We start from the raw sequence: 19,197 nt of genomic DNA, 5'->3' as shown, positions 1-19,197 counted from the left end.
CTTCTACGCCACCTCGGCGATCTTCGTGCTGGTGGTGCTGGGGGCGGTGGCCCGCTTCAACGGCTTCTCGATCCTCAAGCTGCTGCGCTACCTCAAGAGCGAACTGCTGCTGGTCCTGGGCACCAGCTCCTCGGAATCGGCCCTGCCCAGCCTGATGGAGAAGATGGAGAAGGCCGGCTGCGCCAAGCCGGTCGTGGGTCTCGTCGTGCCGCTGGGCTATTCGTTCAATCTGGACGGCACCAACATCTACATGACCCTGGCGGCGCTGTTCATCGCCCAGGCCACCGGCGTGCACCTGTCGCTGGGCGACCAGCTGGCCCTGCTGGGCGTGGCCATGCTGTCGTCCAAGGGCGCGGCGGGCGTCACCGGCGCGGGCTTCATCACCCTGGCCGCCACCCTCTCGGTGGTGCCCAGCGTCCCCGTCGCCGGCATGGCCCTGATCCTCGGCGTCGACCGCTTCATGAGCGAGTGCCGGTCGCTGACCAACTTCATCGGCAACGCGGTGGCCACCGTCGTCGTCGCACGCTGGGACAAGGCGTTGGACAAGGAGCAGCTTGACGCCGCCCTGGCCGGTCGCGCCGCGCCGATCGACGCCGAGCCGCTGCCGGCGCCCGCCGAGTAGGCCGCTCCACCTTCCCGCAACCTGGGCCGCCTTCGCGGCGGCCTTTCCATCCCTCGTCGTCTCCTCCCGCGCCCCCGCGCGGGAGGCGGGGAGAACGCAGCCATGCGCATGCTTTTCGCCACCACGGCCCTTGTGGCCGCCAGCGCCGCGGGCGCGGCCCAGGCCCAGGACGCCGACCTCGCCCTGCTGAAAGCCCAGATCCAGGCCTTGCAGGCGCGCATCGACGTGCTGGAGCGCCAGGCGCCGGTCCCGACCGCTCCACAGCCGGTATCCGCGCCGGTCGCCGCAGCGGCCCCGGTCATCCAGACCACGCCGCCCAAGCCCGCGCCCGAGCCGATGCGCTGGGAGAACTCGCCGCGCTTCACCGACGCCTCGGGGGCCACCTTCAAGCTGCGCGGGCGGATCCTGCTGGACGCCGTCGACGCCGTGGCCCAGCGCGACGGACTGGCCGATTATCACGCCCGCGAGCTTCGGGCCCGGCAGCTGTTCCTCGGCGTCGAGGGCCAGAACGGCCGCTGGGGCTATCGGCTGGAGGGCGGCGCGGTCAGCGGCGGCGCCTGGGGCTGGGACGACGCCATCATCGACTATCGTCTCGACAAGCAGACCAGCCTGCTGGTCGGCAACCAGAAGGCCGCCTCGCTGGAGGGGCTGACCTCGTTCAAGTCGATCACCTTCATGGAGCGCGGCGCCTATGGCGACGTGATCGACGCCGGCTACGTGCTTGCGCTGCAGGCTGTGCGCACGGGGATCAACTGGTCGCTGTGGGGGGCTTTGCAGGGCGACAACATCAACCGCACCGACGCCGTCGGGGGCTATGACCCCAACCAGGCGGTCGAGCGCATGGGCGTGACCGTGCGGGGGACATGGTCGCCGCAACTGTCGGAAAGCGATCGCCTGCACCTGGGCGCCTGGGTTCGGCGGCGCGACCGGGGCGGGGAGACCGGCTTCACCTATTCGGCGGCGGCCAACACCGCCTTCCGGCCGCAGGCCCCGAGCGGGGCGACCCTGTTCTCGACGGGCGCGGTCGGCGACGGCGACACCACGCTGGGCCTGGAGGCGGCGTGGGTGCATCGCGCCGTGTCGCTGCAGGGCGAGGCGGCGCGGATCCGGGTCGACCGCATCGGGACCGACGTCAGCGCGGCGCTGGGCGGGCCCAACTTCGACATCGTCACGGCCTACGCCTCGGCCAGCTGGTTCGCGACCGGCGAGACCAGGCCCTACAATCCCAACGGCTCGTTCGGCCGGATCCGGGTGGCTCATCCGCTTGACCGGGGCGGCTTCGGCGCCCTGGAGTTCGCCGCCCGCTACGACTACGCCGACTTCAGCGACATGGCCGCCAACGGCGTCGCTCCCGTCGCATCGCAGGCGGGGCTGGCCACGGCGGGGACCTACCGCGCCGTGACGCTGGGCGCCAACTGGTACCCGTACGCCTATGTCCGGCTGAGCGGGAACCTGACGCGGGCCAGGATCGACAACCGGCCGATCGCCGGTGCGCAGCTCGACGCCGACGTCACCGTGGCCCAGGCGCGGTTACAGCTGGAGTTCTAGCGGGCGGTCTCCAGCACCGTCCGCAGGAAGAGCGCTGCCGCTTGCACAGCCGCTTGCGTGGGCGGCGTGTCGCGCAGGGCCTCCAGCATCATGAAGTCGTGGATGGCGCCGATCATGCGCTGCGCCGTGACCTTAACCCCGGCGCGCATCAGCTTGCGGGCGTAGGCCTCGGCGTCGTCGCGGGTGACGTCGGCCTCGGCGGTGACGATCAGGGTCGGCGGCAGGGCCGAGAGGCGGCGCAGCGGCGTGTCGAGCACGAAGACGGGCGTGTCGTCGTCCGGCGTCGCGCCCAGGCAGGCCAGGCAGTAGCGCAGGTCGTCGGCGGTGGGGCCGGGGCCCTCGGCGAAGGCCTGGCTGGAGCGGCTCTGGCCCACGGGCGCGGTGATCGGGCACAGCAGGACCTGGCCGGCCAGCGCCGGGCCGTCGGCGATCGCGAGCCGGAGCGCCAGGGCCGCGGCGATCGCGCCGCCGGCGCCGTCGCCGGCCACGGCGATGCGGCTCGGGTCGAGGTCCAGGCTCGCCGCGCGCTCGACGAGCGTCAGCAGGGCCAGGTGGGCCTGGTCGATCTGGGCGGGATGCCGCGCCTCGGGCGCCAGGGCGTAGCCGACATCGACGACTGCCGCACCCGCGCCCAGGGCCAGGCTTCGCATCAGCCGCTCGTGCGTGCCGCCGCCGCCCATGATCCAGCCGCCGCCATGCAGGTAGAGCACGATCGGCAGGGGAGATGAGCCGCCCGGCGGCCGCAGGACGCGCAGCGGCAGGCGACCGCCGCCGGCCAGGTCCAGGGCAAGGTCGAGCACCGCCACCCTGGGCAGGTCCGACTGGGGGGCCTGGGCTTCGGCGAAAGCCGCGCGCGCCTGGTCCAGCGGCTGGTCGCGCAGGGGCGCTGGGGCGCGGTCCAGGCGCTCGTCGACGAACTGCTGGGTGACGGGGTCGAGCACCGGATGGGCCGAGGCGGGGGTCAGCACCGGGCCGGCGGCGGGGTCGTTGCGGGACAAAGCGGGATCCTTCAGGCCAGGGCCGCGTCGGCCAGGCCGATCGAGGTTTCCTGGTCGCGCTGGTGCAGGCGCCGCCAGGCCAGCGGGCTGGTCTCGAAGGCGCGGCGGAACCGGTTGGAGAAGTGGGCCTGATCGGCGAAGCCGCAGGCGGCGGCGATCTGGCCCAGGGGCTCGTCCGTCTCGACCATCATCTGGCGGGCGCGCTCCAGGCGTTGCTGGATGATGTGTTCTCGGGCCCCGCCGCCGTAGCTGACGGCGAAGGCGCGCGAGAAGTGGCTGACGCTGAGGCGGACCTGAGCGGCCAGCTCCGACACCTTCACCGGTGCGTCGAGATTGGCGGCGAGGTGGGCGTCGACCCGGCGGACCTGCCAGGGGGCGAGACCGCCGGTGACGGGCGCGGGGCGGGCGTCGTCCAGCAGCCGCTTGCCCTCGCGTTGCACCAGTTCGATCGCCTCGCGCACCCGGCGTTCGGCGGCCAGGCGGTCGTCGCGGGCGGCGGCGCGGGCGTCGGCCAGCAGGCCGGCGATCAGGTCGGGCAGGGCGGCGGCGTTCAGGTCGATCACGCGATCGAAGCCGGAGGCGGCGACGGGAGAGATGGGTTCGAAAGACATGGCAGCGTTCCTTTCAGCGCCCGGCTCGCCGCCGGTGTGAAACTACGATGCCAAGGTCCTCCGCCGAGCGTGAGTTAAGCCTTGTGTAGAGTTGTGTAGTTTGAAAAGGCGAGTAAATGCAGTCGCTTGAGTGGTTGTTGCGCGACGCGCGGCGCAGTGTTCAGCCCGCGTCGAGCAGCGCCCGCGCGGCCTGGCGATCAGGGCAGCCCGGAACGTCCGGCAGGGCCTCCAGCGCCTCGCGAACCCGGCCAGGCTCGGCCAGGGTGATGGCGGTCCGCAGGCTCCAGGCGCCTGCCGTCTGGACCTTGGCCAGATCCAGGGCGGCGTGCAGGCGGGCATTACGCTCGACCGGATGACCGGCCAGGGCCGCAAGGCGCAGCAGCTCGGGACCGACCCAGGTCGACGGCTCCTGGTCCAGGCGGGCCAGCATGTCCGCATCGACGAGGCCCGCATCCGCGGCGGCGAAGCACTCGACCTGCATCGGGAAGGCCTCGGCGGGCGCGCGCACCGAAGGATCGAGGGCGGCCAGATAGCCCAGGCCCCACAGCTCCCAGAACCGCACGCCGCGACCGCGCGCCCGCTCCAGCAGGCGATCCACCCAGTGGCGGGCGAGGTCCGCGCGGCCGGTCCATAGGGCGACGGGGATCGCGCCGACCGCCAGGCCGTAGCAGATGGTCAGGTCGTGGTCGGTGGCCAGGGCGGCGTCGGCCGTCTCCTGCGCCAGGCGCAGGGCCTGGGCGGACTCGCCGCGCAGCCACAGGATTCGCATCTTCAGCGCGTTGGCCGCGACCGTGTCGTTGACCTGGGCGTGGTTGGCCTGGTTGGCGACCACCGGGCCGGTATGGGTGGCGATCACCCGATCGACCAGCTTCAAGGCCTCGTCCTGGTCGCCCGAGAAATGATGCCGCAGGGCCTGCATGTGGTCGGCCGTCTGCAAGGCGGCAGGATCGCCGACGGCCTGGGCGATGGCCTGGAAGGCGTCGGCGAAGACGGCGCAGTCGGCGTAGCGCCCGGCCAGGATGGCATGAGCCCAGCGGCCCCAGCCCGCCCGCAGCCGCAGCGCCGGGTCGTCCAGGGCTTCGGCGATCTCCAGAGCGCGGGCGAAGGCGGTCTCCATGGCCGTGGTGGGGCCGTGGGTGTGCCACAGGGCGTGGCCCTGGGCGCTCAGCAGTTCGACCTCGTCGGCCGAGCCGGCCAGGTCGGTGTCGGTGATGCTCTTCAAGGCCTTTCCGACCAGGGCCAGGAACTCGCTGGGCAGGCTGAGGTGGAACCACAGCGGCGCTGAGGCGACGGTCAGGCGGATGGCCAGCGGCAGGTCGCCGGCTGGTGAGAACGCCCAGGAGAGGGCCGCGCGCACGTCGTCGACCAGGCGGCTCTTCTCGGCCAGCCATTCGCGGCGGGCGCGGCCTTCCCAGGCGCTTTCAGTGTCGGCCAACTGCGCGCAGCAGTATTCGGCGTGGCGACGGGCGGTCTCGCCGGCGTCGGGACGCGTGGCCAGGGTCTCGCGGGCATAGGCGCGGGTGGTGTCGAGCAGGCGATACAGCGTGGCCGGTCCAGAGGCGTCGACCGACAGCAGCGACTTGCGGGCCAGGGCGGTGACGATGTCGAGCACCGCGTGTCGGCCCAGGTCCTGGTCGGCGGCGACCGCCCGGGCGGCGTCCATCGGAAACGCGCCGGCGAACAGGCTGAGGCGATCCAGCACCGCGCGGCCCTCGGCCGGCAGCAGGCCGTAGCTCCAGTCCAGCGTGGCGCGCAGGGTCTGCTGGCGGGGCAGGGCGGTGCGGCGGCCCTTGGTCAGGAGGTCGAAACGGTCGTCGAGATTGGCCGCCAGCTCGGCGGCGCTCATCATGTCGATGCGGGCGGCGGCCAGTTCGAGCGCCAACGGCATGCCGTCCAGCCGGCGGCAGATTTCGGCGACGGCGGCGGCGTTGGCGTCGGTCAGGGCGAAGGCGTCGTCGCTGGCCCGGGCGCGCTCGACGAACAGCTGCACGGCCGGGTAGCCGGCGGCGGCCTGCGCGTCGATCGCGCCGTCCTCCGGCGTCGGCAGGGTCTGTAGCCGGTGCACCCACTCGCCTTCGGCGCGCAGGGCCTCGCGGCTGGTGGCCAGCACCAGGGTCGCCGGCGCGCCCTGGTGGATGGCCTGGGCGAGATCGGCGGCGGCGTCGACCACGTGTTCGCAGTTGTCGAGCACCAGCACGGTCGGGACCTGGGCGAGGCGCGCGACCACGGCGGTCAGGGCGTCGCGGCCGGAGCCTGGCAGGTCGAGCGCGGCGGCGGCGGTTCCCGCGACCAGCTCCGACTGGGCGACGGGGGCCAGGTCGACGAACACCCAGGGCAGTCCCTGCGCCTGGGCCACGCGCTCGGCCACAGCGGCGGCGACGGTGGTCTTGCCGATGCCGCCGGGGCCGATCACGGTCATGAAGCCCCGCTCGGGCAGCAGTTGGACCAGACTATCGACGATGGCGTCGCGGCCGACGATCCGCCGGGCGGTCGGGCGAGTACGCGCCGGGGCGAACGGTGCGGGCTGCGGAACGGCCGGCGGATCGTCGGGGCGCGTGACGGGGGCGACGAAGCGGTAGCCGCGGCCCTGTTCGTTCAGCACGTAGCGGGCGCCGTCGCGGCCGTCGCCCAGCGCCTTGCGCAGGCCGGCGATGTGGACGCGCAGGGTGCTCTCGTCGACCGTCACGTCGGCCCATACCCGCCCCAGCAACTGATCCTTGCTCAGGAGCTCGCCGTTGGCGTCGATCAGGGCCAGCAGGATGTCCAGCGCCCGGCTGCCGATCGCCACCGGCTCGCCGCCCGCGCTCAGCAGGCGGCGCTCGCGGTCGAGCGTGAACGGGCCGAAGACGAGCGAGGAACTGGCGACGGTGCTGGACGGCATGGGGCGGTTTCGCGCGGATTCGTTTTGCGCCGATAGAACTAATCTTGCGCGATGGCGTGACCGTGACCCTGTTCAGCCGCCGAGATAGGCCGCGTTCACCGCCGGATCGGCGGCGATCTGCGCCGAGGTCCCGTGGGCTACGATCTGGCCGCCGCTGAGCACATAGGCCCGGTCGGAGACCGACAGCGCCAGGCCTGCCATCTGGTCGACGATCAGCAGCGTCAGGTCCTGGTCGCGCAGGTCGCGGAAGGCGCCGAAAATCTCGTCGATCACGCGCGGGGCCAGGCCCAACGACGGCTCGTCCAGCAGCAGCACCTTGGGCCGGCTCATCAGGGCGCGGGCCAGGGCCAGCATCTGCTGCTCGCCGCCTGACAGGAGGCCGGCCCGCTGGTGCAGGCGCTCGGAGAGGCGGGGAAAGCGCCTCAGCATCTCCTGGGTGCGGGGCTCGAGGTCGCGACGGTCGAGGAAGGCGCCCAGGCGGATGTTGTCGCGCACGGTCAGTTCCGGAAACACCTGCCGGCCCTCGGGCGACAGCACCACGCCCCTGCGCACGCGCTCGTTGGCCGAGAGGCCGTTCAGCAGGCCGCCCTCGAAGGCGACCTGGCCCTCGGCGGCCGGATGCAGGCCGGCGATGACCCGCATCAGGGTCGACTTGCCCGCGCCGTTGGCGCCCAGCAGGGCCACGGCCTCGCCCTGGCGGACCTCGATCTCGACGCCAGACAGCACGGGCGCGGCGCCATAGCCGGTGGTCAGGTTGACCACCCGCAGGGCGTCCAGACGGCTGACCGGTCCGCGATCGACGGGCGCCGAGGCCGGGGCCGCGCCCAGATAGGCCGCGCGGACGGCCGGATCGGCCTGGATTTCTTCCGGCGTCCCTTGCGCGATCTGCACGCCGGCGTTCAGCACTACGACGGCGTCGGAGACGCCCATGACCAGGCCCATGTCGTGCTCGATCAGGCCGACGGCGACGCCGGCTTGCGCGATCTCGGTCAACAGGGCGGCGAGGCGTCGCTTGTCCTCTTGCGACAGGCCGGCGGCCGGCTCGTCCAGCAGCAGGACGTCGGGATCCAGCGCCAGGGCGCGGGCGATCTCGACCAGGCGGCGGTCGACATGGGCGAGATCCCCGGCCGCAAGCATCGGGTCGCCGACATAGCCGCAGGCGGCCAGCAGGGCGCGGGCGCGTTCACGCTGCGCCTTGGCGGCGAACCGGGCGAGCGGTGCGCCCAGCTTTCCCCGGCGATCGGCCAGCAGGACGTTGTCCTCGACGCTGAGGCTCTGAAAGACCTGCGAGGTCTGGTAGGCGCGCGCCACCCCGGCCCGCGCGGCGGCGAAGGCCTGGCGGGGCAGGGGCGCATCGCCCAGCAGGCAGCGGCCATCGGTCGGGCGGTAGAAGCCGCTGAGCAGGTTCATCACCGTCGACTTGCCCGCGCCGTTGGGACCGATCAGGGCCGTCACCCGTCCGGGCGGCAGCGTGAAGCGGGCGCCGTCCAGGGCGCGCAGGCCGCCAAAGCGCATGCCCAGGTCCTCGGCCGTGAGGGCGGCGCGAGGGCGGGCGGTCAGCAGTTCGGCGAGGGCCGGTGTGATCTCTTCGGCTTGCGGGTGCGAAGCCTTGCGCTTGAAGGGCAGGGCCTCCCACAGGCCGGCCAGCCCGCGCGGCGCGAGCCACAGCACCACCATCAGGAGGGCGCCGAACACCAGGATGCGATAGGCCTCGAAGCCGGCCAGCAGCTCGGGCAGCAGGCCCACGACCAGGGCGCCCAGCAATGGTCCCATGCGAGTTCCGGACCCGCCCAGCACCACCACCAGCACGAACAGGATCGACTGGGTCAGGTTGAAGGTCTGGGGCGTGACGAAGCCGGCCATCGGGGCGAACAGGCCGCCGGCCGCGCCCGCGAACAGGGCCGACAGCGCGAAGGCCAGGGTGCGCACGACGGTGGGGTTCAGGCCCACCGAGGCGGCGGCGACGTCGGTGTCGCGGACGGCCCGCATGGCCGCGCCCCAGCCGCCGGCCGACAGGCGCTGGAAGGCCAGCAGCGAGGCGGCCGCCACGGCGACGGCCAGCACGGCCAGACCGTTGGCGTCGAGGGTCTGGCCGAAGAGGCCGGGGGCGGGGATGTCGAGGATGCCGTTCTGGCCGCCGGTGACGTCGCGCAGTTCGACGAGGCCGTGCTCGACGATCAGGCCGAAGGCGATGGTGACCATGGCCAGGTACGGGCCTTTCAGGCGCAGGGCCGGGATCGCCATCAGGGCGCCGACGCCGCCGGCCAGCAGGGCGCCCAGCGGCCAGGCGATCCAGAAGCTGAGGCCAAGCCGCGTGGTCAGCACCGCCACGGCATAGGCCCCGATGGCGTAGACCCCGGCGTGACCGAACGACATCTGCCCGCCAAGGCCGATCAGGATGTTGAGGCCCACGCCGACGATGGTCAGCAGGGCGATCTGGCCCAGCACGAAGGCGTAGTAGCTGTCGAGCACGCCGGCCAGGACCAGGGCGACGACGACCGCGCTCAGCGCGGCCAGGGTGGAGCCGAGGGAACGCATGCTCATACCTTTCGCACCTCGGCGCGGCCCAGCAGGCCGTCGGGGCGCAGGGCCAGGGCCAGGATCACCAGGCCGAAGGTCAGCATCTGGGTGTAGCCCGAGCCCAGCACGCTGGCGCACGCGGCCTCGACCACGCCGAACAGCACGCCGGCGGTCATGATCCCCCACGGGTTCTTGAGGCCGCCGAGAATGGCCACGGCGAAGGCCTTCAGGCCCAGGACGACGCCCATGTCGGGCTGGATGGTGAACAGAGGCGCGACCAGGGCGCCGGCCATGCCGGCCAGGGCCGAGGAGACCGCGAAGGCCGCAGCGATCATCGCGCTCACGGGAATGCCCATCAGGCTGGCGGCGTCGCGGTTCTGGGCCACGGCCAGGATCGCAGTGCCCAGCAGGGTCTTGCGGCTGATCCAGTGCAGCGCGGCGGCGGTCGCCAGGCCGACGACGGGGATCAGCAGGTGCAGCGGATAGACGCCCAGAGACGCCTCTCCTACGCTGACGGACGAGGCGGTCAGGATGGAACTGAGGCTGCGCGGCTCGGTGCCGAACAGGAACAGCGTGGCGTTGTCGGTGACCAGGCCCAGGGCGACGGTGGCCATCAGCCAGGCGTCGGACTTGCGCTTGAGGAACGGCCGCACCGCCAGCCCCTCGACCAGCAGGCCGTAGAGGCCGCACAGCGCGATCGTGGCGGGCGCGGCCAGCAGCATCGGCCAGCCCAGGGTGCGCTCCAGCGTGAACAGCAGCACCGCGCCCAGCATGGCGCTGGTGCCTTGCGCGAAGTTCAGCGCCCCGCAGACCGAGAATGTGATGTGGAAGCCCAGCGCGATCAGCCCGTACATGCTGCCGAGCGCCAGGCCGCTGAGGAGGGGAGCCAGAAGGTCCATGGCCTAGCCGCGCTGGACCGGCACGATGGCGTCGCCCTCGAAGCGGGCCCAGACATAGTCCTTTTCCGTCAGGGCGTCGTGGCGGCCGTCGGCGAAGGGGCGCTCGTAGGTCTTGATCAGGCCCTCGTAGCGATCGATGGCGGCGAAGCCCCTGCGCACGGCGTCGCCGTCGGTCGAGCCGGCCTTGTCGATGGCCAGCGCGGTCAGGCGCAGGGCGTCGTAAGCGTTGGCCACGCCCACGGCCGGCGAGATGTCGGCCGGCGACTTGATGTCGGGGTACTTGGCCATCAGGGCGGCCAGCACCTTGTCGCGGGCGGGGGTGATGGGGCCCGCGAAGCTGTAGGTCTGGACGAAGGTCACGCGGCCGGCGTTGGGGCCGGCCAGTTCGCCGAAGCGTCCGCCGGCGGGGCCCCAGTGCGAGACCACCGGTACGGTCCAGCCCATGCGGTCGAGCGAGCGCACCACCTGGGCCGACGGGCCGACCGTGCCGACCAGCAGCAGGGCGTCGGCGCCGGCTGCGCGAAGGCGGCCAAGCTGGGGCGTGACGTCGACGTCCGACGGCTCGAACCGCTCGGCGCCGGCGAGGGGAGCGCCGGCCGCCGCCAGCGCCGCCTTCAGGCCCTTCTCGTTGGATTCGCCCCAGGGATTGTTGAGCAGGATCAGGCCGGGGCGCTTGGCGGCGAAGGTCTCGCGGGCATAGGCGACCATGGCCTTGTCGACCTCCTCGTCGACGGCCGAGACGCGGAACACGAAGTTGGGGCTGGTGCCGTTCTGGGTGATGGCCGTGCCGGCCGCCCACGGCACCATGAAGGGAACCTTGGCCTGGCTGGCGATCGGCACGATGGCGCGGGCCACCGGCGTGTCGAGCCCGCCGAACAGCACCGCCACCTTCTCGCGGTGGATCAGTTCGCGGGCGGCGGTGACGCCGCGGGCCGGGTTGCTCTCGTCGTCGCGGCGGACCAGTTCCAGCTTGCGCCCGCCCAGCACGCCGCCGGCGGCGTTGATCTCGTCGATGGCGACGGTGAGGCCGCGGGTGATGGCCTCGCCCGAGCGCGCCGACTGCCCGGAAAGGGCGGTGACCAGGCCGATCTTCACCGGCCCCGCGCCGCCCTGGCCCTTGCAGGCGGCCAGGAGGACGGCGAGGCTTCCTACGGCGAACATGCGGCGGGACGGATTCGACACGAGACACCTCTTGAGCTGGCGCGGCGGCGTGGGCGCCGGGCCGTGTTCGAAGGCGAGTTAATCGCGTCGCTCGCTCATCGGCCCATAAAATCGTCAACGATCTGAATAATTATGCGTCGACATTCTGACTGTGCAGAAAGTCGACATTCGTCATTGCAAATCTGCTCGCGATCGCGGCATCGTGGCCTCAAGGCGGTCGGTTGGCGCGGGTCCCTGGTTGCATCGGGCTCGATGCGGGCGCCTACAACCGCAATCACCAGTTTCGGCGGATTTCATGACCCAGACGCCCTCGGCCAAGCCGCGCAACGCCTCGAAGACCGCCGCCGGCGCGCGCAAGGCTGGCCGTGGTCCGGCCAAGACCGACATGGCCGGCATTGCCGCCGTCGACGGCGGGGCCGACGTGGAGCAGCGGATCTATCAGTCGGTGTTCGACGGCGTGCTGAACCAGCGCCTGCCGCCGGGCACCAAGCTGCCGGAACCGGCCCTGTGCTCGCTGTTCGGCGTCAGCCGGGCGGTGGTGCGCAAGGTGTTGCAACGGCTGGAGCACGACCGCATCGTCGAGCTGCGTCCCAACCGTGGCGCGGTCGTGGCCGCCCCGACGCCGGAAGAGACCCGCAAGATCTTCGAGGCCCGCCGCGCGCTGGAAGCCGCCCTCGTGGAACTGGCCGTCCAGCGCCACAGCGGCAAGGACATCGAGGAACTGCACGCCCTGCTGCACCAGGAGGAAGAGGCCATGGCCAACGCCTACCAGCCGGCCTGGGCCCAGACGGCGCGCAACTTCCACCTGCGGGTGGCGGCCCTGGGCGGCAACCCGATCCTCTTGGCCTACCTGACCGAACTGATCTCGCGCTGCTCGCTGATCGTGGCGTTGTACGAGCCGGCCGGCAACGCCGCCTGCGAGCACGAGGAGCACTGCGACATCGTCGACGCCATTTCCAAGGGCGACGCCAAGCGCGCCGTGGCGGCGATGAACGCCCACCTGGTGGGGTTGGAGGAGCGGATCTGCCTGGAGCGGCCGTCTTCGGTGAAGACCCTGGCCCAGATGCTGAACCTGGCCTGAGCCGCGCCATGCACGTCGATTTCGCCAGCATCACCGCCTATCAACGCTACAAGCTGATGGCGAGCCTGATCGTGCCGCGGCCGATCGCCCTGGTGACCACGATCAACGCCGACGGCGTGGTCAACGCCGCCCCGTTCAGCATGTTCAACATGCTGGGCGAAGAGCCGCCGCTGGTGATGATCAGCATCAACCTGCTGGCCTCGGGCGGGCTGAAGGACACGGCCGCCAACATCGTCTCGTCCGGCCAGTTCGTCGTGCACCTGGCCGACGAGGCCATCGCCGCCAAGATGCACGCCTGCGGCGAGGCGCTGCCCGCCCACCAGAGCGAGCTCGACAAGGTGGGCCTGACGACCGCGCCGTCCGTCGAGATCGCCCCGCCGCGCATCGCCGAGGCCCCGGTCGCCTTCGAATGCGCCCTGTGGGAGACGATCCGCACCGACAGCCGGCTGATCTTCTTCGGCAAGGTGCTGCACCTGCACGCCCGCGAGGGCCTGATCGACACCCAGGCCTGGCGGGTGAGCCTGCAGGACTACTTCCCCGTCGGCCGCTTTGGGGCCAGCTTCTACGTCACCACCCGCGACCGGTTCTCGCTCGAGGACGAAGCGGGCAAGGTGCGCGAGACCGAGATCGACCGGATCTAGGGCGGGGCTGGGCTCTTATATCCCTGCCATTCCCCAAATCGTCCTTCTCCGCATAGGCGGGGGAGGACGGCGATAGTGGCCGGAGTTGCCTGGCGGCGATCCAGCCTGGCTGTTCCGCGACCGGACGATCGTCGACGATCCGTCGACTCCGCATTCGCCCCAGAACTTCATTCGACGACCCGCGGCGCCCCAAGGCCGGGCGCCTCACCGCGCCGCATGGCCAAAAAAACCGGCAGACATAACGTCGACACTGATTTATCAAATCGTCGACGATTTAATTTTAGATCATCGACGAAATTCCAGTTTCCCTGAAGTCGTCCCTGGCGGCCCGGCGACCGTGCCGATCCGCCGCCGAGGACACGGCCGCGTGGGGATACGCGCGCCGCACTCGCAACAGGGGATATGGCGATGACGTTCATGAGAAGGCTTTCGGCCGGCGCCGCGATCGGGGTGATCGCGATGGTGGTCGCGCCCGCGGTGGTCCAGGCGCAGGTGATCACCGGCGCGATCCAGGGGCGGCTGACCGACGAGGCCGGGGCGCCCGTGGCCGGCGCCCAGGTCACCATCGTCCATACCCCCTCGGGCACGACCACCACGGCGACCACCAGCGCCGACGGCGTCTTCTCGGCCCGCAACCTGCGTCCGGGCGGCCCCTACCGGGTGACGGCCAATTCCGAGACCTACGGCGCCAAGACCGTCGAGGTGCCGGCGGTCAACACCGGCGACGCCTTCCAGCTGAACTTCGCGCTCGACGGCGGCTCGGTCGACGCGGTGGTGGTCACCGCCGCTTCGGTCGGCGCCAAGGACCTCAAGACCGGTCCCAGTTCCAACTTCAGCGCCGCCCAGATCCAGCTGGCCCCGTCGATCAGCCGCGACCTCAAGGACCTGGCGCGGATGAACCCGTTCGTGGCCATCGACTCCACCAACAGCAAGGCGCTGATCTGCGGCGGGGCCAACAACCGCTCCAACTCGCTGACCATCGACGGCGTGCGCCAGAACGACGACTTCGGCCTGCAGGCAAACGGCTATCCGACCCAGCGCTCGCCGATCTCGATGGACGTTGTCGAGACCCTGGGCGTCGAGCTGGCGCCCTACGACGTCAACTACGGCTCGTTCGGCGGCTGCACCATGAACGCCACCACCAAGTCGGGCGGCAACGCCTTCCACGGCATGGTGTTCTTCGAGAACACCAACCAGAACCTGCAGGGCAAGAAGTTCGAGTACGACGACTTCCAGGACGGTTCGCGCCAGAAGCGCACCCTGGGCGGCAAGTTCTCGGAAAAGACCTGGGGCGCCACCCTGACCGGCCCGATCATCAAGGACCGACTGTTCTTCACCGCCAACTACGAGAAGTTCGAGCGGGTCGAGCCGTCGCTGACGGGCCCCGTCGGCTCGGGCATGCCCAACGAAGTTCCGGGGATCACCGTGGCCCAGGCCGAGCAGGTGCGCGAGATCATAAAGCGCGTCTACGGCTACGACCCGCTGGGCTATTCGGCCTCGCAGTTCCGCAATCTCGACGAGAAATACTTCATCAAGCTGGACTGGAACATCAGCGAGCGCCACCGCGCCACCGTCTCCTACCAGCGCACCTACGGCTCCAACCTCAACGCCTCGGGCAACACCCTGACGGGCGCCTCGACCTCGCTTGGCCTGCTGTCGAAGTGGATCGAGCGCGAGAACAATCTCGACGTCTACAAGGCCCAGCTGTTCTCGAACTGGACCGACAACTTCACCACCGAGCTGTCGGCCTCGTACAAGAAGATGGACAACCCCTCGACGCCGCTGGCGGGCACGGACTACGCCCAGTTCCGGGTGTTCGTGAACGGCGCGGGCATTGGCCCCAGCATCTATGCCGGCACCGACGCCTCCTACCAGGCCAACGAGCTGACCACCTATCTGCAGCAGTATCGCGCCAAGGGCGTCTACACCCTGGGCGCCCACAAGATCACCGGCGGTTACGAGCGCGAGGCGCTGAAGATCTGGGACGTCTTCGTCCAGAACGCCAACGGCGCCTATGTCTTCGACTCCATCGCCGACCTGGAGGCCAGGCGGGCCTCGTCGCTGGCCTACGCCAACGCCGGCGACAACATCAAGGCGCACGGCGGGGCCACGATCCACTCGGCCATGAACACCGTCTACCTGCAGGACGAGTGGGCGATCCTGTCGAACCTGACCCTGAAGGCGGGCCTGCGCTACGACTGGTTCGAGCAGAGCGACAGCCCGCAGGCCAATCCCGTGATCCTGGCCCGCTACGGCCTGGACAACAGCGCCAACCTCGACGGCAAGCACCTCTTGCAACCGCGCTTCGGATTCAACTGGCAGCCCGATCCGACCCTGACGGTCTATGGCGGCGTGGGCCTGTTCGGCGGCGGCTCGCCCACCGTGTGGACGGCCAACACCTTCTACAACACCGGCATCGTGCTCGGTAACGTCAACTGCGCCCGCACCGCCGCGACCAGCGCCGCCTGCCTGGCCGGCCTGAACAATGTCGACGCCAAGCTCGTCAATCCCGCCGTCCAGCAGCTCAACACCGCCAGCGCGGCGACAGGGCAGGGGCTGACCAACATCCTCGATCCGGACTTCAAGCCGCAGTCGTCGTGGAAGGCCTCGATCGGCGTCCAGAAGTATTTCGACCTGGGCCGGTTCGGCGGCGACGACTGGCGGGTCAGCGCCGAATACATCCGCACCGAGGTCAAGGACGCCGTCACCTGGCGCGACCTCTACAGCGAGGCCAATCCCGGCCCGGCGGCGCCCGACGGCCGCCCGACCTTCCTGCGCGGCCGCGACAACCGCTACGACATCTTCGTCACCAACACCGGCAAGGGTCACACCGACCAGCTGGGCGTGGCGCTGGGCAAGCGCTGGTCCGACGGTTGGCTGGACGGCTTGGACGCCCAGCTGTCGCACACCTACATCAACTCCAAGGACGTCAATCCGGGCATCAGCACGGTGGCGGCGGCCAACTACAACGGCGTGGCGACCGACGATCCCAACGACCCGGCCCTGGCGACCTCGAACTACGAGTTCCGCAATCTCTCCAAGCTGTCGCTGAGCTATCGCCGCGAGTTCTTCTCGGGCTATCGCACCGGGATCAGCCTGTTCGCCCAGCGCCGCTCGGGCCTGCCGTTCAGCTATACCTTCGACGTCGGCGCCAACGCCGCCCAGCCAGGCGACGTGCTGGTGGGCGAGAACGGCTCGAACGCCTCGCGCAATCGCCAGCTGCTCTACGTGCCCAAGACCCAGAACGGCCTGGTCACCGCGACCAGCGACCCGATCATCTCCTACGCCCCGGGCTTCGACTTCGCCGCCTTCAACGCCTTCCTGCAGAAGACCGGCCTGATCGACTACGCCGGCAAGATCACCCCGCGCAACGCCTTCAAGTCGCCCGAGGTCACCACGATCGACGTGCGCCTCAGCCAGGAGGCTCCGGCCTTCTTCCCGCACGCGGCCAAGGCCGAGATCTATGTCGACATCGAGAACCTGGGGAACATGCTCAACAACAAGTGGGGCGTGATCCAGCAGGTGCCCAACCCCTACGTCTCGTCGAACATCGTGGCTCGCAACTGCCAGTTCGCCGGCGTCGGCTGCGCCGCGGGGCAGGGGAATTTCTACCAGTTCGACAAGTTCACGTCGAAGGCCGCCACCAGCTTCAACACCCAGTCCGTCTGGCAGGTGAAGCTCGGTGTCCGCTACAAGTTCTAGAGGCCGATATGAGCGATCCCATGTTCAACTCCCCCACCGTTTCCGCCGCCCCGACGGCCGATCTCTCCCGCCGCGCCCTGCTGGGCGCCGGCGGCCTGGCGGCGGGGGCCCTGGGCCTCGCCGCCTCGGCCCAATCGGCTTCCGCCGCCGCGCCGGCCAAGGGACCGGCGGCGGGCGCGACGTACTTCCTGCGCAACGTCCGCCTGGAGACCGGCTACGAGCGCGAGGGCGACGAGATTGTCGCCACCCGCACCGAGCTGAAGACCGTCAAGATCGAAAAGGGGGCCATCGCCGCCGTCCTGCCGGCCGGCGCGGCGATCCCGCCCGGCGCGGTGGTGTACGACGCTGGCGGCCTTCTGATGCTGCCGTCGTTCCGCGACATGCACATCCATCTCGACAAGACCTTCTACGGCGGTCCCTGGCAGGCGCCGCGCAAGCGCAAGGGAGGCATCGCCGGCCAGATCAAGCTGGAGCAGAAGCTGCTGCCCGAACTGTTGCCGACGCTGGAGCCGCGCGCCGAGGCCCTGGTGGCGCTGCTGCAAGGCTATGGCACGACCTTCGCCCGCAGCCAGTGCAACGTCGACCCGGTGATCGGGACCAAGCACGTCGAGAAGCTCAAGGCCGCGCTCGACCGCCACCAGCCCGACTTCGGCTACGAGATCGTCGCCTTCCCGCAGCACGGCTTCGCCAGCATCGGCCTGGAGCAGCAGATGCGCCAGGCGGTGCGGGCGGGCGCGGCCTATGTCGGCGGCATCGATCCCACCACCGTCGACGGTGGCATGGAGCGCTCGGTCGACCTGATGATGCAGATGGCGCTGGACGAGAAGGCCGGCGTGGACATCCACATCCACGAGCCGGGCGAGAGCGGCGTGGCCGCCATCTCGCGCATCACCGACATCACCGCTCGCAATCCGGCGCTGAAGGACCTGGTGACGATCAGCCACGGCTTCTCGCTGATGTCGCTGGAAAAGCCGGCCCTGACCGAGCTTGCCGGTCGCATGGCCGCGGCCGGCGTTTCGGTGGCCTCTACCGTGCCGTTCGGCGGCCGGGTGATGCCGATCCCGGCCTTGCAGGCGGCGGGGGTCAAGGTGTTCACCGGCACCGACAGCGTCATCGACCACTGGTCGGTGTTCGGCAGCGGCGACGTTCTGGAGAAGGCCAAGCTGGCCTGCCAGCTCTACGGCTGGTCGGACGAGCAGGCGATCGGCCAGGCCTTGAAGATCCCCACCGGGGGGATCACGCCGCTGTCGCCCACGGGCGAGCAGCAGTGGCCCAAGGCTGGCGATGCGGCCGATTGCGTGTTCGTCGACGCCGCCAGTTCGGCCGAGGCGGTGGCTAGGCTGACGCCCCGCCAGGTGGTGCTGCATCGCGGCGTCGTGGCGGCGGGAGGCTTCAAGGCCGCTCGCGCCTGATCCCGGATCGACCCGCTCCGTCAGGATGACGGGGCGGGTCGACGCCGATGGGGCGCCGACAAGAAACGAGATTGAGACGGCCGGATGGGCGTTGCGCGCCCTGGTTCGCATCGAGTCCTGCTGCCTGCGCCGCGGGCTCAGTCACCAGCGAACGCCGCGGGTGTGACGTTGAAGGCGATATGGAACTATATCTGGCGTCGCTTCTAGACGCAGGTGTCGTCACGTCGGCCCAACGGAATTCGAGATAATGGACTTTGCCGCGATCGAGATCTTCGTGGAAGCCGTGCGCGTCGGGAGCCTGGCCGGCGCCGCGCGACGCCTGGGGCTCAGCGCCATGGCCGCGTCCCGCAGCCTCAGCAACCTGGAGACGGAGCTGGGCGCGCGGCTGATCCACCGGACGACGCGCTCGCTGTCGCCAACCACCGACGGCGAGATATTCCTGCCGCACGCCGTGGCCTTGCTGGAGGGACGCGCCAGTGCGCTGGCGGACCTGCGGCCTGACGGGAAGGGCTTGACGGGCCATCTGCGGATCACCGCCTCGACGGCCTTTGGCCGCAAGATCGTCGCTCCTATGCTGCCGTCCTTCATGCGTGACCATCCCGCGCTTCAGGTCGATCTTCTGGCGACCGATGACCAGGTGGACATCGTGGGGCAGGGCGTCGACGTGGCGATCCGCATCGCGCCGCTCAGGGACAATCGGCTCGCGGCCAAGCGGCTCGCCGACAATCCAAGAGCGCTGTGCGCCTCGCCGGCCTATCTGGAAACGTTCGGGCGTCCCCGCACCCTGGCCGACCTCGCATCGCACGAGTGCCTGGTCGCCAGCGGCGCGTCGCACTGGGCGTTCATCCGTGACGGAAAACCGGTCAAACAGAAGGTCTCGGGCCGCTTCTCGGCCAGTTCGATCGAAGCTGTGTACGAGGCTTGCCGGGGAGGGCTCGGCATCGCCAACCTGTCACGCTGGTATGTCGATCCCGCCGATTTCGAGCAGGTCGTCCTTGAGGACGCCGAACCGGAGCCGCTCGCGATCTGGGCCGTCTATCCCAGCGCCCGCATGATCCCGCCCAAGGTCCGCATGTTCGTCGCGGCGCTCGAGCAATCGCTTCCAAGGATCGGCGCCTAGC

Annotated in this window: 13 protein-coding genes; 7 read left to right on the top strand and 6 right to left on the bottom strand. The window is 70.5% G+C overall.

The annotated features are described in order from the left end of the window. Window positions 1-622, top strand: a 622-nt coding sequence (locus ACODR1_RS11465; protein WP_488880560.1) for a cation:dicarboxylate symporter family transporter, incomplete at its 5' end; no start/stop codon positions are given. A 102-nt stretch (window positions 623-724) separates the two neighbouring features. Continuing rightward, window positions 725-2,170 carry an OprO/OprP family phosphate-selective porin gene (locus ACODR1_RS11460; RefSeq protein ID WP_488880559.1) on the top strand — a complete coding sequence of 482 codons (1,446 nt, stop codon included), beginning with the start codon at window positions 725-727 and terminating at the stop codon, window positions 2,168-2,170. Here the strand turns inward: ACODR1_RS11460 and ACODR1_RS11455 are convergent. From ACODR1_RS11455 to ACODR1_RS11430, 6 genes are all read right to left on the bottom strand, one after another. Continuing rightward, window positions 2,167-3,168 (bottom strand): alpha/beta hydrolase, encoded by a 1,002-nt coding sequence (locus tag ACODR1_RS11455; RefSeq protein WP_488880558.1) that lies wholly within the window; start codon window positions 3,166-3,168, stop codon window positions 2,167-2,169. The two genes, ACODR1_RS11460 and ACODR1_RS11455, sit on opposite strands and share 4 nt — an antisense overlap. A gap of 11 nt (window positions 3,169-3,179) precedes the next feature. Continuing rightward, entirely contained in the window at window positions 3,180-3,779 is a 600-nt protein-coding gene (locus ACODR1_RS11450) for a helix-turn-helix transcriptional regulator (protein ID WP_488880557.1), read from the bottom strand. A 160-nt stretch (window positions 3,780-3,939) separates the two neighbouring features. Then, a complete protein-coding gene (locus ACODR1_RS11445; RefSeq protein ID WP_488880556.1) occupies window positions 3,940-6,660 on the bottom strand; it encodes an ATP-binding protein in 2,721 nt (906 codons plus the stop codon). 72 nt (window positions 6,661-6,732) lie between these two features. Further along, window positions 6,733-9,204, bottom strand: a complete 2,472-nt coding sequence (locus tag ACODR1_RS11440; protein WP_488880555.1) for an ATP-binding cassette domain-containing protein — start codon at window positions 9,202-9,204, stop codon at window positions 6,733-6,735. Beyond that, the gene (locus tag ACODR1_RS11435; RefSeq protein WP_488880554.1) at window positions 9,201-10,079 is read right to left on the bottom strand and encodes a branched-chain amino acid ABC transporter permease; all 879 of its coding nucleotides are present in this window, start codon (window positions 10,077-10,079) and stop codon (window positions 9,201-9,203) included. Before ACODR1_RS11435 ends, ACODR1_RS11440 begins: the two co-directional genes overlap by 4 nt. Window positions 10,080-10,082: 3 nt before the next feature. Then, the gene (locus ACODR1_RS11430; protein WP_488880553.1) at window positions 10,083-11,261 is read right to left on the bottom strand and encodes an ABC transporter substrate-binding protein; all 1,179 of its coding nucleotides are present in this window, start codon (window positions 11,259-11,261) and stop codon (window positions 10,083-10,085) included. A gap of 274 nt (window positions 11,262-11,535) precedes the next feature. On the opposite strand from ACODR1_RS11430, the gene ACODR1_RS11425 reads away from it, so the two are divergent. The 5 genes from ACODR1_RS11425 to ACODR1_RS11405 all read left to right on the top strand — a co-directional run bounded on the left by ACODR1_RS11425 (window position 11,536) and on the right by ACODR1_RS11405 (window position 19,196). After that, complete coding sequence (locus ACODR1_RS11425; RefSeq protein ID WP_488880552.1) at window positions 11,536-12,321, top strand: GntR family transcriptional regulator; 786 nt, start codon at window positions 11,536-11,538, stop codon at window positions 12,319-12,321. An 8-nt stretch (window positions 12,322-12,329) separates the two neighbouring features. Beyond that, window positions 12,330-12,962 carry a flavin reductase family protein gene (locus tag ACODR1_RS11420; protein ID WP_488880551.1) on the top strand — a complete coding sequence of 211 codons (633 nt, stop codon included), beginning with the start codon at window positions 12,330-12,332 and terminating at the stop codon, window positions 12,960-12,962. Window positions 12,963-13,379: 417 nt separating this feature from the next. Next, window positions 13,380-16,664, top strand: coding sequence for a TonB-dependent receptor (locus tag ACODR1_RS11415; RefSeq protein ID WP_488880550.1), 3,285 nt, complete (start codon window positions 13,380-13,382; stop codon window positions 16,662-16,664). An 8-nt stretch (window positions 16,665-16,672) separates the two neighbouring features. Beyond that, window positions 16,673-18,076, top strand: a complete 1,404-nt coding sequence (locus ACODR1_RS11410) for an amidohydrolase (RefSeq protein WP_488880549.1) — start codon at window positions 16,673-16,675, stop codon at window positions 18,074-18,076. Window positions 18,077-18,323: 247 nt separating this feature from the next. After that, window positions 18,324-19,196 carry a LysR family transcriptional regulator gene (locus tag ACODR1_RS11405; protein ID WP_488880548.1) on the top strand — a complete coding sequence of 291 codons (873 nt, stop codon included), beginning with the start codon at window positions 18,324-18,326 and terminating at the stop codon, window positions 19,194-19,196. The last annotated feature ends 1 nt before the right edge of the window (window position 19,197 follow it).

The sequence above is a fragment of the Caulobacter sp. FG7 genome, assembly GCF_057808875.1.
The sequence above is the reverse complement of the archived record's forward strand: the minus strand, read 5'-3'. Positions and strand labels throughout refer to the sequence as shown.

What these genes read in the sequence shown, in the direction of transcription:
- ACODR1_RS11460 (WP_488880559.1), top strand. Translation starts at nt 725, where the DNA reads ATGCGCATGCTTTTCGCCACCACGGCCCTTGTGGCCGCCAGCGCCGCG.
- ACODR1_RS11450 (WP_488880557.1), bottom strand. Translation starts at nt 3,779, where the DNA reads ATGTCTTTCGAACCCATCTCTCCCGTCGCCGCCTCCGGCTTCGATCGC.
- ACODR1_RS11445 (WP_488880556.1), bottom strand. Translation starts at nt 6,660, where the DNA reads ATGCCGTCCAGCACCGTCGCCAGTTCCTCGCTCGTCTTCGGCCCGTTC.
- ACODR1_RS11440 (WP_488880555.1), bottom strand. Translation starts at nt 9,204, where the DNA reads ATGAGCATGCGTTCCCTCGGCTCCACCCTGGCCGCGCTGAGCGCGGTC.
- ACODR1_RS11435 (WP_488880554.1), bottom strand. Translation starts at nt 10,079, where the DNA reads ATGGACCTTCTGGCTCCCCTCCTCAGCGGCCTGGCGCTCGGCAGCATG.
- ACODR1_RS11425 (WP_488880552.1), top strand. Translation starts at nt 11,536, where the DNA reads ATGACCCAGACGCCCTCGGCCAAGCCGCGCAACGCCTCGAAGACCGCC.
- ACODR1_RS11420 (WP_488880551.1), top strand. Translation starts at nt 12,330, where the DNA reads ATGCACGTCGATTTCGCCAGCATCACCGCCTATCAACGCTACAAGCTG.
- ACODR1_RS11415 (WP_488880550.1), top strand. Translation starts at nt 13,380, where the DNA reads ATGAGAAGGCTTTCGGCCGGCGCCGCGATCGGGGTGATCGCGATGGTG.
- ACODR1_RS11410 (WP_488880549.1), top strand. Translation starts at nt 16,673, where the DNA reads ATGAGCGATCCCATGTTCAACTCCCCCACCGTTTCCGCCGCCCCGACG.
- ACODR1_RS11405 (WP_488880548.1), top strand. Translation starts at nt 18,324, where the DNA reads ATGGACTTTGCCGCGATCGAGATCTTCGTGGAAGCCGTGCGCGTCGGG.